The sequence below is a fragment of the Pandoraea aquatica genome (genome assembly GCF_902459565.1).
Classification (GTDB): Bacteria; Pseudomonadota; Gammaproteobacteria; order Burkholderiales; family Burkholderiaceae; genus Pandoraea; species Pandoraea aquatica.
The window spans coordinates 639,401-656,208 of sequence record NZ_CABPSN010000001.1; the positions used below are offsets into that span (position 1 = coordinate 639,401).

The window sequence follows — 16,808 nt, forward strand, 5'->3', positions numbered from 1 at the left end:
GCCGGACACCGCGCACGCCACCGCCGCCACCCTCGCGACCGTCAGCCCTTGCGTGTCTCCCGCGCCTGCGCCGTCTGTTGCAGCGGCAGCCGGATATGAACGATGCCCGCCTCCATCTCCTTGTCTTCGACAAAGCCAAGATGACGGGCGAGTGTCAGCATACGCGTATTTGCCGTGAGCACATAGCCGATGAGTTCCCCGGTGCCCCGCTTGCGGCTGTAGTCGACGATATGCTCCATGAGGGCGCGCCCCAGTCCTCGCCCCTGCGCCGCAGGACTCACCGTCACCGCGAACTCGGCCACGGTATTGTCCGGGTCCGCCATCGCCTGCACCACGCCCAACAACCGCGTATTGCCCGCCTCGTCCTTTTCCGTGGCGACGAACGTCATTGCGCGGTCGTAGTCGATCTGCGTGACGCGCGCCATCTGCGAATGCGACAGCTCCTTGATCAGACCGAAGTAGCGGAACTGCACGTCCTGCGGTGTCAGCGTGTGGAAGAACGCGTTGTAGGCCGGTTCGTCCTCCGGGCGGATGGGACGCACGCGCACCGGCTTTCCCCCGGCATCGACGGTGCTTTCCAGCTCCTGCGGATACGGCGCAATCGCCAGACGTCCGTGCCCGGGAAGCGAAGGTTTGCGCGCCACGATGCGCGCGTCGAGCGCCAGCACGCCATGCGCATCGGCAAACAAAGGATTGATGTCCAGCTCGGCGATCTCCGGCACATCGCACACCAGTTGGGAGAGCTTCACCAGCGTCAGATATATCGCCTCGTGATCGGCGGCCGGACGGCTGCGATAGCCCGCGAGCAACTTCGACACACGGGCGCGCGCCACCATGTCGCGTGCGAGGTTCAGGTTCAGCGGCGGCAGGCCGATGGTACGATCGGCGATGACTTCGACGGCCGTGCCGCCCTGCCCGAACAGCAACACCGGACCGAAGACGTTATCGGTCGCCACACCGACGATCAGCTCAAACGCCTCGGCACCGTTTGCCATGCGCTGCACCGAATAACCGGTCACGCGCGCGTCGGGCTTCGCGGCCAACGCACGTTTGCGAATCTGGCGCGCGGCGTCGCAAGCCTGCTCTGCGGTTTCAATGTTGAGCACCACGCCGCCCACATCGGACTTATGCGTGATGTCCGGCGAAATCAATTTGACGGCGACGGGAAAGCCGATGCCCTTGGCCACTTCGCCTGCCAGTTCGGGCGTCTCGGCCACGAGCGTCTCGACCACCGGAATGCCGTAGGCCGCGAGCACGCCTTTCGCTTCCGGCTCGGTCAGCAACTCGCGCCCCTCGCGCATGGCGCTGTCGACGATGGCGCGCACACGCGCGACATCCGGCGCAAAACCCGGCGGGATCGACGGCGGCGTTTCCATCAGCAGGGCCTGGTTGCGTCGATAGTTGACGGCTTCGAGAAAGGCGCGCGCGGCGTTCTCCGGCGTGTCGTAGGTCGGCAACCCGGCCTCACGGCAAATGCGGCGGGCGCGCTCGGCCGTCTCGCCGCCGAGCCAGCAAGTAAAGACGTTTTTCGATGGACGCGGCAACGCCGCCAATGCGTTCGCCACGTCGAGACTCGGCATCACAGCCGTCGGTGCCTGAATGAAGAGGACGGCAGCCGTCTCAGGGTCTTCGCACAGCGCTGCGAGCGTGGCCGTGTAGCGTTCGAGATCCGCGTCGCCGCCGATGTCCACGGGGTTCGCGCGGCCCAGCGTTTTCGGTAGCGCAGCGTCGAGCGCGGCGCGTGTCTTGTCCGTCAGATGGGCGAGCTTGCCGCCTTCCAGCACAAGTGCATCGGTCGCCATCACGCCGGCGCCCCCGCCATTGGTCATGATCGACAGCTTGTCGCCGGGGAACGGCCGCAGGCGTGCCAACGTCTCGACCGCCGCAAACAGTTCGTCGGTGGTATCCACACGCAACATCCCCGCGCGACGAATCGCGGCGTCGTACACGTCGTCCGAACCGGCCAGCGCGCCCGTGTGCGACGCCGCCGCCTGCGCGCCTTCAGGCACGCGTCCCGACTTGATCACAACGACCGGCTTGTTGCGTGCTGCGGCGCGCGCGGCGGACATGAACTTGCGCGCATCGCGAATCGATTCCATGTACATCAGAATGGCGTCGGTGCCGGGGTCGCTCGCCAGATAGTCGAGCATGTCGCCGAAATCGACGTCCGCACTGTCTCCCATCGACACGAAGTGCGAGAAGCCGATTTCACGCGCGTCGGCCCAGTCGAGCACGGCCGTCGTCAACGCCCCCGACTGGGAGACGAACGCGAGTTTGCCCGCGTGTGCACCCATGTGCGCGAAGCTGGCGTTCAGACCGATGCAGGGACTCAGCAGCCCGATGCAATTCGGACCGAGGATGCGCAGCACGTGTGGCTTCGCATTTTTGAGCATGCGGTCCTGCAACGTCACGCCGTGACGATCCTTTTCTCTGGCAAGACCGGAAGTCAGCACAACCACAGCGCGTGTGCCACGCTCACCCAGTTCGCGAATCAGATCGGGCACGGTCGAGGGCGGTGTACAGATCACCGCGAGGTCAGGTGCCTGCGGAAGATCGCCGACGTCGCGGTAGCACTTGAGATCGGCGAGCGTCGAATATTTCGGATTGACCGGATAGATGTCGCCCTTGAAGCCCCCGTCGACGATGTTTTGCAGCACGGTCGTCCCTACGCGTCGCTCGCGATTGGACGCGCCGATCACGGCGACCGACTTCGGCTGGAACATCTGGCTCAGGTTACGGGTGGTCATGGCGACTCCGGGGGATGAGTTAAACAGTGCGAAAAATAAGGCGGAGAACGTGAGAACGCGCGCCCCGGCTCAAGCGGCGCGCGCGTTCTTCGTCGTCTGTGATGCGGAACGATCGGCGGAATCGTCGACGTTCAAAGAAAGGGGCGTAGCACGAGCGCCCGAACAGGCGCCCGGCCGCGTCGTCACTCGCCGCGCAGGTGCGCCTCCACCTTCCACAGGTGATCGTCGACACCGCGCGAGATTTCGGTAAAGACGTCCGACGTGGTGGCGTCACCGATCTCGGCGGACGCGTCGATCAGGCCGCGAATGATTTCGCCGTAGGCCGCGAGCGCTTCGGCCAGTGCAGCGGCATGATCGAGTCCGCGCTTGAACTCGTTCTTGTACGTCGGCAATTCGGTCTTTTGCGCGACGGTTTGCACCCGGCCGTCCGCCACGCCACCCAGCGCCACCAGACGCTCGGCGCACAGATCGGCCCACTCGATGGCCGCGTTATAAACGTCGTCGAAAAGCAAATGCAGCTCGATGAAGCCCGGGCCGTGCACGTTCCAGTGCGCCTGCTTCGCCTGACGCTGCACGTCGATGCCGTTGATCAGTCCGCGATTGAGCTGGTTGACCGATTCGATACGAATCTTTTCACCGAGGGTGTTACGCGTATGGTTCAAAGCCATTTGACACTCCTGACGTCTGGCAACCCGCAGGTTGCCGGGGGGAAGCCGTCGGCGAGGGGCGCTCGGCGCCCGTGCGGACGAACGGAGACAATGCGACTACGACCTGAGGTGTCCCGGCGGCGCATGCGGCACGCCATGCGCGGCACCTCGCAATTTGAAACCCGCCAACACCAGCAAAGCGCCCCAGATGATGGCCCACGACCCGATGGCCCAGATCAGCGCCAACGCGCCCGCGCCCGGCTGCCACATGATGAAGATGGCAAACAGGATGCTGAAGGCGCCGGAGAGAATGACCCACAGTTCGCCCTTGATCTCGCGACGCAACGCGATACCGGCGGCCACCTGCAACACGCCGGTGACGAAGCTCCAGGCCACGATATAGATAAGCAACGCAACGGCGGTCAACGCCGGGTTGAGATAAGTCAGGACTCCGATCACTATGCCCGCGATGCCTTGCAGCAACGGCAGCCACCAATCGGCATGCTCCTGGCGCGCGCTCCATGCGCCGCTGAGCGAGAAGACCCCGTCCACGAACGAAAACGCGCCGAAACACAGCACCAGCACCGCAATCGTTACGCCGGGTAACGCAAAGGCCGCGATACCGAAGATCACGGCCAACACACCGCGCAGCACAAGCAACCACCAGTATTTCGACAGAAGTCTGAGCATGGCATCCCTCTCGTGAAATATCCGCAGGTAGCGAATCCGGACTACGGGCACCTATCACACCTTGCATACATTTGGTGCGAATGAGCGCGCCCGATGCGCGTCAAGAACCCATTCTAGAGACGGCTTCGACGTGAGATCAAGTGAAATATACGCGAATGCTTGTGTCATCCGCACGCGCTTTGACAGACGTCATCCGACCTCGATTCTCTGCCCCGCACGCCCACCGGCACTTCCGCACCGACACCCGCGATCGCCCCGCCTTCGCTGCGGCAATGGGTCGCATTCGCACGCCATTCACCCCCGTTACCCCGCCATCGTTGTCCGCAATCATCGATCGCATGCGCAATGCGTCCTTCGAAAGCATGCGCTTTGCGCGTATGTCCCCGAGACGCCAAACGCGTCGCTTCGTCACGCAATTGGGATCATTCCGAAAGTCCTTAGTACGCTCGTATTTCGGGCAAATGCCTTCATAAACTACGTAAAAAGCGTCCGAAATGCTGTGCGTGTACGGACGTCACAAGAACGATATCTACGTAGTTCCCACGGTGAACCATCGCACTTTCGAATAGGACTCCAAAGGAGAAACATCATGAACCGACCGTTGCTTTGTCTGGCCCTCACGGGCATCGTCGCCGCGCTTGGACAGAGCGCGCCGGGCCATGCCGCCGTTTACTCCAACGGGTCGGCGACCGCCCAGATGCGCGTGCAGCTGACGATCCTGCCCGGGTGCACCATCGCCGCCACGCCGCTGACGTTCAACGCCGTACAGGGCTCGGCGACAGGACCTGTGGCAAGCACCTCGTCGCTCACCGTGATCTGTACCGCGTCGACGGGTTACAACATCGGCCTGAATGCGGGCACCGTGCCGAACTCCACGGAGACGAACCGCCTGCTGGCGGGCACGCTCACCGGCAATACCACGACCATCCCGTTCGGGCTTTTTCAGGACGCCGGCTATGCCACGCCATGGGGCAACACGCAAGGCTCGAACACGCTCAGCGACTCGGGCACAGGCGTGGTCAAGACGTACACCGTCTATGGTCAGGCAACGCTCTCGGCCACCATGCCTGCGCCGGACGTCTACTCGTCGACCGTCACGGCGACCGTCTACTTCTGAGAGGTCAGGTGAATCATGACGCTCATGAGTCCTCCCAGACCCATCGCCCGCCGACCGACCGCGTATGCCTGCGGCGGCGCGTTCGTCGCGCTGGTCACGCTGTGTGTGACCGACGGCAACGGCGCGACGCTGCAAGTCTCGCCCGTCATCGTCAACATCCTGCCGACCCAGCCCGCGACCACGCTCACGCTCGGCAACTCCGGCGACCTGCCGATTCACGGCCAGTTGCGGCTGTATGCATGGACGCAACGCAACGGCGACAACGTCCTCACCCCCACCGATGCGCTCATCGCCAGCCCGCCGATCGTGCGTATCGAACCGGGCGACCGGCAGATCGTGCGGCTGGTGCACGTGGCGCAAAAAGTCGAAGGGAGCGAGCAGAGCTACCGGCTGTTGGTGGACGAGTTGCCGCCTGTCGATGGCACGCCGTCGGAGGGCGTCTCCATCCGTCTGCGCTACTCGCTGCCGGTGTTCGTGCAGGCGAATCAGACGCGCTCGCCTTCGCTGCATTTCGATGTCCGCATGACGCAGGGCGAACTTGAGGTGCGCAATGACGGCGAGCGTCACGCGCAGTTGGGGGCGACACGGGTCCTCGACGCTTCCGGGCGCAGCGTGGAACTCACGCGCGGCTTGCTCGGCTATGTGCTTGCCGGACAAACGCGTCGTTTCGCCGTGCGCTGGCCCGCCGGTGCGCCCCCCGTTGCACCGTTCACGGTGGAGTCACGCGTCGACGCGGTGCCGATGCGCTTTGTCGCAGGCGTCGCGCCGGACGCACAGCGCTAGGCGTGTCCGTGGGTGTCGCCACGCCGATGAGCGTCGCACTTGCCACGCTAACGACGATTGGCGTGCTTGCGCCGGCCCCACTATCGGCCGAGCCACGTGCCGTCGGTGCGGCCCTGTTCGACGACGTATCGCTAGCCGCCTCCGGGGTCGCGGACGATTTCCGCTCAACCACTGCGTCGTCGTCCACCGCCGCCCCCACGCGAACAGCAGGTCCGGCAGGTATAGCGGGCACCGTAGGCATTTCCCGGCTCGATGGGCCCTACGTACTGGAGGTCATCATCAACGGCGAATCGACCGGGCGCATTGCCCCATTCGCGCGACGGCAAGGCCGCTGGTTCGCCCGCGCAGGCGACTTGCGCGCGCTCGGACTGACGTCCTCGTCCGGCGGCTTGCCCGACAACGATGCGACCGACGTCGCGCTCGATTCGCTTAAGGGCATCCGCGCGTCCTACGACGCTACGCACCAGACACTCTCGCTTCGGGTCGACGACGCGTGGCTCTCGCCCTATCGTTTGGGCAGTTCGGGTAGCCCGGCACCGGTGGCGATCGGCGCGACGGCCGACCCCGGTCTGATCGTCAACTACGACGGCTATGTGCAGCGCGATCGCTTCACGCGGGCCTCCGTCTGGAGTGAAGTGCGTGGCTTCTGGTCGGGCGGCACGCTGCAACAGACCGGTCTCGCGGAGCATTCGCGGTGGCGTCGTGGCTACCGGCGCTACGACACCTGGTGGCAACACGACGACCCGTCGCGCCTGACCACTTGGATCGCGGGCGACCTCATCACCGGCTCGCTTTCCTGGAGTCGGTCGCTGCGCATCGGCGGCTTTCAGTGGCGTCGCAACTTCGCGCTGCGCCCCGATTTGGTGACGTTCCCCATCCCCGCGTTGCATGGAAGCGCCGTGGTGCCCTCCTCCGTCGATCTGTATCTCGACGGCGTGCGCCGCATGGGTGGACGCGTACCGCCGGGTCCGTTCGTCATTCAGGAGACGCCGGGCCTCACGGGCGATCTGCAAGCGAGCGTCGTCACGCGCGACGCGCTCGGGCGCGAGCAGATCACCACCGTGCCGCTCTACATCGATCCCCGCCTGCTCGCCCGTGGCCTGTCGAGCTTTTCCGTGGAGGCTGGCCTGCCGCGCGACGACTACGGCGTGCGCTCGTTCTCGTACCGACGTCACCCTGTGGCGTCGCTGGCCGCGCGCTACGGCGCGACGGACACCCTGACCGTCGAAGCGCAGGCGCAAGTCGGGAGGCGGCTCGCCCTCGCGGGCGCAGGCGCGCTGATGGCGCTGGGTCAGGCGGGCGTCGTCAGCGCATCCACCGCAGTCTCAGGCGGACGCGGCACCGGCAGCCAGTGGAGCGCGGGTTATCAGTACCTGTCGCGCCGTGTGAGCATCGACGCGCAGATGATCCGTACGACCGGTCGCTACCGCGATATCGCCACATTGGACGGCGCGCCCGTGCCGCGTGCGAGCGATCGTGTGAGCGTCTCCGTGCCGTTCGCGCGGGGTAGCACTGCGTCGCTCGCCTGGTTCGCGCAACGCGTGCCGCGTCAGTCGGCAACGCGTGTGCTGTCCGCCAGCCTGACGCTGCCCGCAGGCACGCGCGGCATGCTCTCGATGGGCGGCTTTCGCGACTTCGCGCGGCGTCGTTCGCACGGTATCTTCGCGATGCTCAGTGTCCTGCTCGGCGGTGGCAGCGAGGGCGCGAGTGCTGTGCTCGGGAACGCATCGTTCAGTCAGCAGGAGGGACAAACGCAGGCGTGGGCGGGCGCAAACCGCACGCCCGACTACGCCGGTGGCTGGGGCTGGCAAGTGCTTGGGGGGCGGGCCTTCTCGCAGCGCACGATGCAGGGCGAGGTGCAGTATCTCGGACGTCACGGTCAGGTCTCGGCGCTGGCGCAGCAAGTGGGGCGGCAGTCTGGCGTCGGCGTGGGTATGACCGGTGCGCTCGTCGTCATGGACAACAGTTTGCACGCCACGCGCCGCACTTACGACGCCTTTGCGCTCGTCAGCACCGACGCGCAGGCCAACGTGCCTGTGATGCGCGAATCGGTACCCGTCGGCCGTACGGACGCGCGTGGCTACTTCCTCGTGCCCGATCTGAACGGCTTCGAAGCGTCGCGCATCGGCATCGATCCCATGCATCTGCCCGCAGATCTGGAAGTGACGACGACCGAGCGTCGCGTGGCCCCGCAGTCGCGCAGCGGCGTGCTCGTGCATTTCCCGGTGCGACGCTATCGCGCGGCACTCGTCACGCTGGTCGACACTTCGGGGCAACCGTTGCGCCCGGGTACGTCGGTTCGCCATGTACAGAGCGGCATGGTGACGGTGGTGGGCTACGACGGTGAAGTGTTCATCGACGCGCTCGGCCCGCGCAACACCCTTGAATCGCGCGACGCACGGCAGCGCTGTCGCGTCTCGTTCGACTGGACGACGCCGCCAGAAGGACGCATCGCCCGTGTCGGTCCGCTGGCGTGCGTGGCGTTCGGCACGCTCGCGGGGGATGCATCGGTGCGGGCGGCGGGATCGGTGGGACCGCCAGAGGCAACGCCGACATCGGATTGGCTTGCACCGGCAGCGCCAGCGAAGTCCTCCGTGCGGGAGGATCGGTCATGAGGTTCACGATGCCTCTTCGCCTCGTATCGCGGCACTGTGCCATTTCGGCGGGCTGTCTCTCGATGTCGCTGAGTGCGCTGGCACAGACGTGCTCCGTCGGCACGCCAACGCTTGCGTTCGCCGCGTTCAGTCCGATCTCGGGCTTCGCGCTTTCGGCGACCGGTACGATCCCGGTGTCATGCAACTGGCCTGTGCTCACCGGCAATCCGAACGTCAAACTCTGTCTCGCGCTGAATGCCACTCAACCGCTCACGTTGACGAATGCGGCTAATGCCATCAATTTCGGACTCTTCACAGATCCTGCGTACTCAAACGCGTGGGGCAGCAGCACGAGCAGCGTGATCTCGCTGACGATGGCGCGGCCACTGCTCGGCGGTACGGTCACTCAGAATGTGAACTTCTACGGCAGGATCGCGGCGTCGCAAACGACGGTGCCCACCACCGGCAGCAGCAACACCGTCTACACACGGGCGTTCGCGTCGACGGATACTTCGCTGCAATACGCGTCCTATGCCGCCCTTTCGCCCGCGCCCGCGTGCGGCACGGCCATGACAGCCGCGCCCGGCTCGCCGTTCACTGCGAACGTTACCGTCATCAACAACTGCACCATCGCGGCTGCCAACATCACCTTCGCCACGCAATCGGCGCTCGCCAGCCCTGTCACCAGCAGCGGGCAACTCTCGGTGCAATGCACGAAGAACGACGCGTATCGCGTGAGTCTGTCGGGCGGACTGCTAGGGACGGTCACGTCGCGCACGATGACAGGCCTCACGTCGAGCGTCGCCTATCAGCTGTATCTGGACAGCGGCTACGCCACGATCTGGGGGGACGGCACATCGGGGACGTCGCAACTGACCGGCACCGGCACGGGGCTCGTGCAGTCCATTCCGATCTACGCGCGTGTGCCATCGCAATCGACGCCAGCCCCCGGGGTCTATACCGACACGGTCACGGCGACGATTCAGTTCTGAAGTGATGCGGCGACGGCGCCGGGCAAGGTCAGACCGCTTCGGCCCGCGGCGGTTTGAGCGGCAAGACCTGAAGGCGATCGCCTGTCTTCACGCCCAACGCCTGCGCAGCCTGCGGGCTGAGGGCGAACGCGCGGCGCTCGGGGCGACCGGTTACAAGCGTTGCACGAAAACCTTCGAGGCCAAGGCACGCCACGAGATACGGTTCCGCGTTCGGCGTCGCGGGTACGGGGCTGCCCTCATCGCCCGTGGTCGCGACGACGTTCGCCGTCAGGTAGCGGCTGTCGCGCGCCGCGCGCAAATCGGCCACGCGCGCTTCGAGCACCGGCCCGCTGTCGAAGATGTCCACGTGCGATCCGGAGCGCATGCCCTCCTGTTCCAGCAGACGCCGGGCGGGAAGCGTGTCGCGGTGCGTCACGCCGATGGCGGCTTGCGCTTGCGGCGACAGGAAGTCGACGTAAATCGGGTACTTGGGCATCAGCTCCGCCACGAATGACTTCTTGCCGATGGACGTGAGGTAATCCGCCTGATCGAAGTCGATCTTGAAGAAGTGCTGTCCGAGCGACTGCCAGAACGGGCTCTGCCCCTCGTCGTCGAAGAAGCCGCGCAACTCGGCGCACACGTACGGGCCGAACCGCTCGGGGAATTGCGCCATGAACAGAAAGCGTGCCTTGGACAGCAACGCGCCGTTGCCATGACCGCGCCATTTCGGGTCGAGCAGCAACGAGCAGAGTTCGCTGTAGCCCGTGAGGTCGTTCGAGAGCGAGAGCGTCAGCATGCGCGACCAGACGTTCAGCTCCCGGCTCGCGTGGACAATCGTGTCCTTGCGATAAGTGTAGAACGGCTGGTCGAGACCGACGGCGGCTTCCAGCCCGCAAACCCCTGCGATCTCGCCCGTGTCGACGTCTTCCATCACGAACAGGTAGCCCTGCTCCGCCGTAGGTGCATGCCCTTCGACGGTCGCCGCCACGCGCGCCAGACGCGCTTCGAGCGCTGCCCGGTCAGGTTTGAACGACGTCATTCCGGGGCCAGCCAGCGCCGCCAGCGCAAGGAGCGCGGGCAGATCGCCGGGACGCGCCAGACGCACCACGCGTAGCGAATTCGCGACGATGTCGTCGGGGGAGGCCGCAGCAGATACACCGGAGGTCGCCGTCGCTTTCGATTGACGCGTCATGGAAGCATCCCGAGAGTTGGATAAAACAAGGGCCGGAGCGACGTCATCCGTCGGTCCGGCCCGAAGTCCTGTGCATGGGCGCAGGTCTTGATACGTTCGTCGCGCGCTTACGCGGCCTTCTTAAGCAGCCTTCGCCGTGGCGGCCACCGTGGCGACCGCCTTCTCCAGCGAAGCGAGACCGGCGTCGATGTCGGCAAACGGGATGTTCAGCGACGGCGCGAAACGCACCACGTCACCGCCCGCCACCAACAGCATCAGACCGTTCTTCTCGGATTCGACGACGATGTCCTTGGCACGACCGGCGAACGCCGGCTTGAGCACGGCACCGATCAGCAGGCCCATGCCGCGCACCTGATCGAACACGCCATGACGCGCGTTGATCGCTTCGATGCCTTTGATGAAATGATCGTGACGCGCCTTCACGCCGTTGAGCGTCTCAGCCGTGTTGATCAGCTCAAGCACGCGGCCGGCGATGGCCGTCGCGAGCGGGTTGCCGCCGTACGTGCAACCGTGCGTGCCCGGCGAGAAGCTCGCAGCAATCTTGCTCGTCGTGAGAATGCCGCCGATCGGATAGCCGTTGCCCAGCGCCTTGGCGGTGGTCAGGATGTCCGGCGTCACGCCGTATTGTTCGTAGGCATACAGCGTGCCGGTGCGACCGACGCCCGTCTGCACTTCGTCGAAAATCAGCAGCGCACCGTGCTGATCGCACAGCTCGCGCAGCCCCTTCAGGAATTCCGGATCGGCCGGCAGCACGCCGCCCTCGCCCTGCACCGGCTCGACGATGACAGCGGCCGTAGCGTCCGAAATCGTCGCGCGGACGGTTTCCAGATCGTTGTACGGCAGATGCATGATGCCGGTCGGAATCGGACCGAAACCTTCGGTGTACTTGGCCTGACCGCCCACGCTCACGGTGAACAGCGAACGGCCATGGAACGAGTTGTAGAACGAGATGATCTCGCTCTTTTCCTTGCCACCGCGCTCAGCGGCGTGGTCGTAGGCGTAGCGGCGCGCCAGCTTCAGTGCGGCTTCGTTCGCTTCGAGACCCGAATTGCAGAAGAACGCCTTGTCGGCGAACGTCGCTTGCGTGAGCGCCGTGGCCAGACGCAGCACCGGTTCGTTGGTGTAACCGTTACCGATGTGCCAGACCTTGCGGGCCTGCTCTTCGATCACCTTCACCAGTTCCGGATTGGCATGGCCGAGCGCGTTGACCGCGATACCGCCGGTGAAGTCGACATACTCGCGACCTTGCTGATCCCACATGCGCGAGCCTTCGCCGCGCACGGGCACCATCTGGGCAGGAGCGTAATTGGGCACCATCACGTCGTCGAACGTCTGGCGGGTCACAGCGATTTGCTGGCTCATGACTACCTCGTGAAATCGGAGTGCAATCTGCGATTGCGGGGCAGGCCCGGACAAAGGTCACTGCCCTGTGAAAAAACCTGGCTGGGCGCTCAGGGTGCCTGCGACGCGCCGATGTGCGGAGTCACTCGGCGCGCGTACCCTCGCATTGTAATCAGATGCGGCGCGCGGATATACCTCTGCGCGCACCGCGATCATGAGAATTACAAGACTTTGCGCAAGAATTCGCGCGTGCGCTCGTGCTTCGGCGCCGTGAAGATCTGCTCGGGCTGACCTTCTTCCATGATCACGCCCTGATCGATGAAGAACACGCGGTCGGCGACTTCACGGGCAAAACCCATTTCGTGGGTCACGACGACCATCGTCATCCCTTCTTCGGCGAGCGACTTCATGACTTCCAGCACTTCGCCCACCAGTTCCGGGTCGAGCGCCGAGGTCGGTTCGTCGAACAGCATGACCGTCGGTTGCATGGCGAGTGCGCGGGCAATCGCCACACGCTGCTGCTGACCGCCGGAGAGCTGATTCGGGAAGGCGTCGATCTTCTCGATCAGGCCCACCTTCCTCAACAACTGTTCGGCGATGGTCACCGCTTCGTCACGCTTGATGCCGTTGACCTGCATCGGCGCGAGAATCAGGTTCTCCAGCACCGACATATGCGGGAACAGGTTGAAGCGCTGAAACACCATGCCGACGCTGGCGCGCATGGCATTCATGTCCGTCTTCGGATCTTCCACGTGGAAGCCGTTGACCAGCACTTCGCCGCCGCTCACGTCTTCCAGGCCATTCAGGCAGCGCAGGAAGGTGCTCTTGCCCGAACCCGACGGTCCGATCACGCACACGACTTCCTTTTCTTCGATGCGGCAGGAAATGCCGCGCAGTACGTGCGCCTCGCCGTACTGCTTTTGCAGGTTATTGACGACGATCACCTTTGCCGTACCTCGTTTCAAGATGTTGAACAAATGCCGACAGCACCAGCGTGATCACCCAATAGATGAGCGAAATCGTCAGATACGGCTCCCAGTAGCGCGCGTAGGCACCCGACACCGTGCGTGCGGCGTACGCCAGTTCGGCCAGACCGATGGCCGATGCGAGCGACGAGTCCTTCACGATGGCGATCGCGTTGTTGCCCAGCGGTGGCAGCATGCGGCGGAACGCCTGCGGCAGCACCACCTTGCGCAGCGTCTGCATGTAAGTCATGCCGAGCGAGCGGGCCGCTTCGGCTTGTCCGCGGTCGATCGACTGAATACCGGCGCGGAAGATTTCCGACACATACGCGCCGGCGTTCAGCGAGATCGCCAGCACGGCCGACATGAACGCACCGTACTGCGAACGGATTTCGCGGGCGAAATCGCCACTCACGAGCAGGCCGCCCGACGGGTTGATCAGCAGCGGCATCAACGCGAAGTGGATCAGCAGGATCTGCACGAACAACGGCGTGCCGCGGAAGAAGCTGACGTAGAAGCGCACGGGGAATTGCACCGCGTAGCGCAGGAAATACTTATAGAAACCGTGACGCGCTTCGGCCAGACGGCCAACGCCAAGCACGAGCCCAAGTAACGTGCCGGCGATCACACAGATCACCGTGCACTTGAGCGTCATCAGCGTGCCCTCGACGAACAGGGGCATGTATTCGCTGATGATGTTCCACTGGAACCCACCCATGAAGCACCTTTCTCACAAAATGAAACGGACCGGTCCGACCGGCAGAAAAACGCTCGCGGCCCGGGGGTTGACGTCGTTATTGACGATCAGCTCACGGGCCGCGAGTGGCCAGAATCTCTGGCGCGCGTGGCGCGAATCTTACACGCGTTGATTACTGTTGCGGCAGGGTCGGGACGTCAGCGTCGAACCACTGCTTGTAGATCTTGGCGTAGGTGCCGTCAGCCACGATCTTCTTCAGACCGGTGTTGATCTTGTCGAGCGCGACCTTGTTGCCCTTCTTCACGGCGATACCGAAGTACTGGCGCTTGAACTTGTTGTCGTAGACGAGCTTGAACGGCTTTTCCGGATGGCTCTTGATATAGAACTTGATCACGCCGACGTCGCCCACGGCGGCATCCACACCACCGCGATACAGCTCTTCGAGCATGAGCGGCGTGTTGTCGAAGCGGCGGATGGCGGTGCTGGCCTTGCCCAGCTCTTCCGAAACGGCGATGTCGCCCGTGCTCGAATTGACCACACCGACCTGCAGCTTCTTCAGATCGGCCAGACCGGCGACCTTCGCGCCCGGCGAGGTGATGATGACCTGATCGGCCGGGAAGTACGGGGCCGAGAAGTCGACCATTTCACGACGCTTGTCGGTAATGGTGATGCCGGAAATGATGATGTCGCGGTCGCCCTGATCGAGCGTGGCGAAGATGCCTTCCCACGGCGTGCTGACCAGCTTGGTGTTGAAACCGCCAGCCTTGCCGATCGCCTTGATGATGTCGATATCGAAGCCGACCAGTTCCTTTTGCGGCGTTTCGAACTCGAACGGACGATACGTGCCGCCTGCACCCACGGTGTAGGTCGGATCGGCGGCCTGCGCTGCCGGCAGCGCGGCGAAGGTCGTCAGAATACAGGCGGCAGCCAGCACCAGGCGCTTCGTCAACATATTGATTTCCTTGGCGAGAATTCTTGAAAGAGCGCAATGATACTCCTCGCCGCCCTTGAAACGTAAAAAACCCGCCGAAGCGGGTTTTCTAGTTGCGATCTCGCGACGTGAAGGCGAATTCTCACGGGATGAAAATGTCTGGTTGCGCGGGCGCGAGACCGATCCCGAGCGACGCCTGCGGCGCTGCCCGGGCGCAAGCGCCGTCGCGCAAACTCAGAATGCGCCCGCAGCAATCGGCCCGGCGGCCTGCCCCGGTCCGAAGACAACGTCGCGATACGTTTTACCCGCCGGAATCATCGGGTAGACGTCGTCTTCGCGGGCGACGAGCACGTCGAGCAGATACGGCTCGCTCGGGTCCGCCAGCATGCGCGCCAGTGCGGCAGGCAATTCCTCGGCACGGGTGACACGTGCGCCTGCGACGCCATATCCGGCGGCAATCGTCACGAAGTCCGGGTACGGACGGCCGTCGTCTGCGCCATCGGGCACGTTCGGATCGACCAGCGACGACGCCACCCGGTTGCGCGCATAAATCATGTCCTGCCACTGCCGCACCATGCCCAGCCACTGGTTGTTGATGACCAGCACCTTGACGCCCAGGCCGTAACGGCGGCACGTCGACAGCTCGTTCACGGACATATTCAGGCTGCCGTCGCCGTCGATATCGATCACCGGCACGGTCGGCAACGCGACCTTCGCGCCGATGGCCGCCGGCAAACCGAAGCCCATCGTGCCGAATCCGGCGCTGGAGAGGAACGTGCGCGGCTCGCGCAAACGCAGGTGCTGCATGGCCCACATTTGGTGCTGCCCCACGCCTGTCGTGACCACCGCTTCCGGCGGCAGCAGCGCCGCCAGCGCGGCGATGACGTCCACGCCGGTCAGCACACTGGCGTCCTTGCCTGCATCCGTCTCGCCTGCCGTTTGAGGTGCACGCAGCGGGTGGGCGTTGCGACGCTCACGCAGATACGTATGCCATGCCGGAACGTCACGACGTTTGGCGTGCGCCAGCAGTCCGGTGAACGCGTCACGCAGATCCGCATGCACGCCCAGCGTGACCGGCTTGTTCTTGCCGATTTCGGCGGCATCCACGTCGATATGGACGATCTTCGCGTGACGCGCGAACGACGCCGGATCACCGATCACCCGGTCGTCGAAGCGCACGCCGAGCGCCAGCACGAGATCGGCCTCGTTGACCGCGACGTTCGCCGCATAGGCACCGTGCATGCCCAGCGGGCCGAGCAACAGCGGATGATCGTCGGGCACCGCGCCCAGTCCCATCATCGTGAGGGCGACCGGACAGTCGAGCGCTTCGGCCAACGCGACCAGTTGTGCACTCGTCCCCGACGCGATCACGCCGCCACCGGCGTAGAGCACCGGTCGCTCGCTCTGCGCGAGCAATGCGGCAATGCGTTGCGCCGTCTCGTCGCTCATCCCCGCAGGCACAGCGGACGTAAAACGCTTGTCCGTCGGCTGATCGGGACGTGCCTGTTGAATGTCCTTCGGAAAGTCGAGCAACACCGGGCCGGGACGTCCGGCCAGCGCACACGCTGCCGCTTCGCGCAGTGCGGCCGGGATGTCACGTGCTTCGCGCACCTGACGCGCAAGCTTTGTGACGGGCTTGGTAATCGCGACGATATCGACTTCCTGGAAGGCGTTCTTGCCCAACCAGTGCGTGGCGACGTTGCCGGTGATCGCCAGGATCGGCACCGAATCGCTCGCGGCATCGGCGATGCCCGTCACCAGGTTGGTCGCCCCCGGACCGGACGTCGCGAGACAAACGCCCAGTTTGCCGGTCGCACGCGCATAGCCCTGCGCCCCAAAGACGGAGCCTTGCTCATGCTCCGTACGCACCAGCGTGATCGATACGCGCGAGAGTGCATCGAGCATTTCGAGGTTGGCCCCGCCCGGGTAGCAGAACACCGTATCGACACCAATATCGACCAGCGTGCGCGCAATGAGGTCTGCGCCTTTGGCAGACAGCGGAGCAACGGGCTGGGCGACGGCACCGGTCGCGGTTTCGGCAGCGGGCAGAGTCAAATCGAGTTTCATGGGTACGTGTTTTCCTGCTGATTCAGTCGAACGGAAGGGGATTGTTGCGGCGAATATCACTAATAGGGA

13 protein-coding genes are annotated in these 16,808 nt (G+C 64.5%); 4 read left to right on the forward strand and 9 right to left on the reverse strand.

Going from position 1 to position 16,808, the window contains the following annotated elements; genetic code table 11:
* Positions 1–41: 41 nt before the first annotated feature.
* The 3 genes from PAQ31011_RS02655 to PAQ31011_RS02665 all read right to left on the reverse strand — a co-directional run bounded on the left by PAQ31011_RS02655 (position 42) and on the right by PAQ31011_RS02665 (position 4,084).
* Positions 42–2,747: a bifunctional acetate--CoA ligase family protein/GNAT family N-acetyltransferase gene (locus tag PAQ31011_RS02655; RefSeq protein WP_150574346.1), complete on the reverse strand. Its 2,706-nt coding sequence runs from the start codon at positions 2,745–2,747 to the stop codon at positions 42–44.
* A gap of 182 nt (positions 2,748–2,929) precedes the next feature.
* A complete protein-coding gene (gene dps / locus PAQ31011_RS02660; protein WP_150574347.1) occupies positions 2,930–3,415 on the reverse strand; it encodes a DNA starvation/stationary phase protection protein Dps in 486 nt (161 codons plus the stop codon).
* 96 nt (positions 3,416–3,511) lie between these two features.
* Positions 3,512–4,084, reverse strand: coding sequence for an HdeD family acid-resistance protein (locus tag PAQ31011_RS02665; protein ID WP_150574348.1), 573 nt, complete (start codon positions 4,082–4,084; stop codon positions 3,512–3,514).
* A 589-nt stretch (positions 4,085–4,673) separates the two neighbouring features.
* Between PAQ31011_RS02665 and PAQ31011_RS02670 the strand changes: the two genes are divergently transcribed.
* The 4 genes from PAQ31011_RS02670 to PAQ31011_RS02685 are packed head-to-tail and all read left to right on the forward strand — an operon-like array spanning position 4,674 to position 9,570.
* A complete protein-coding gene (locus PAQ31011_RS02670) occupies positions 4,674–5,201 on the forward strand; it encodes a Csu type fimbrial protein (RefSeq protein WP_150574349.1) in 528 nt (175 codons plus the stop codon).
* Between the two features lie 24 nt (positions 5,202–5,225).
* A complete protein-coding gene (locus tag PAQ31011_RS02675) occupies positions 5,226–5,984 on the forward strand; it encodes a fimbrial biogenesis chaperone (protein WP_150574350.1) in 759 nt (252 codons plus the stop codon).
* Positions 5,985–6,010: 26 nt separating this feature from the next.
* Entirely contained in the window at positions 6,011–8,599 is a 2,589-nt protein-coding gene (locus PAQ31011_RS02680; RefSeq protein WP_150574351.1) for a fimbria/pilus outer membrane usher protein, read from the forward strand.
* Between the two features lie 8 nt (positions 8,600–8,607).
* The gene (locus PAQ31011_RS02685; protein WP_174989888.1) at positions 8,608–9,570 is read left to right on the forward strand and encodes a Csu type fimbrial protein; all 963 of its coding nucleotides are present in this window, start codon (positions 8,608–8,610) and stop codon (positions 9,568–9,570) included.
* Between the two features lie 28 nt (positions 9,571–9,598).
* Here PAQ31011_RS02685 and astA read toward each other — a convergent pair whose 3' ends face one another.
* The 6 genes from astA to ilvB form a co-directional block, all read right to left on the reverse strand.
* Positions 9,599–10,741 (reverse strand): arginine N-succinyltransferase, encoded by a 1,143-nt coding sequence (astA, locus tag PAQ31011_RS02690; RefSeq protein WP_150574353.1) that lies wholly within the window; start codon positions 10,739–10,741, stop codon positions 9,599–9,601.
* 120 nt (positions 10,742–10,861) lie between these two features.
* Positions 10,862–12,103: an aspartate aminotransferase family protein gene (locus PAQ31011_RS02695; RefSeq protein WP_150574354.1), complete on the reverse strand. Its 1,242-nt coding sequence runs from the start codon at positions 12,101–12,103 to the stop codon at positions 10,862–10,864.
* A gap of 200 nt (positions 12,104–12,303) precedes the next feature.
* The gene (locus tag PAQ31011_RS02700) at positions 12,304–13,026 is read right to left on the reverse strand and encodes an amino acid ABC transporter ATP-binding protein (RefSeq protein WP_150574877.1); all 723 of its coding nucleotides are present in this window, start codon (positions 13,024–13,026) and stop codon (positions 12,304–12,306) included.
* Positions 13,010–13,762, reverse strand: coding sequence for an amino acid ABC transporter permease (locus tag PAQ31011_RS02705; protein ID WP_039398029.1), 753 nt, complete (start codon positions 13,760–13,762; stop codon positions 13,010–13,012). The genes PAQ31011_RS02700 and PAQ31011_RS02705 overlap by 17 nt, the downstream gene beginning before the upstream one ends.
* Positions 13,763–13,913: 151 nt before the next feature.
* A complete protein-coding gene (locus PAQ31011_RS02710; RefSeq protein WP_217424831.1) occupies positions 13,914–14,693 on the reverse strand; it encodes a basic amino acid ABC transporter substrate-binding protein in 780 nt (259 codons plus the stop codon).
* A gap of 213 nt (positions 14,694–14,906) precedes the next feature.
* Complete coding sequence (gene ilvB / locus PAQ31011_RS02715; RefSeq protein WP_150574355.1) at positions 14,907–16,739, reverse strand: biosynthetic-type acetolactate synthase large subunit; 1,833 nt, start codon at positions 16,737–16,739, stop codon at positions 14,907–14,909.
* Between the last annotated feature and the right edge of the window lie 69 nt (positions 16,740–16,808).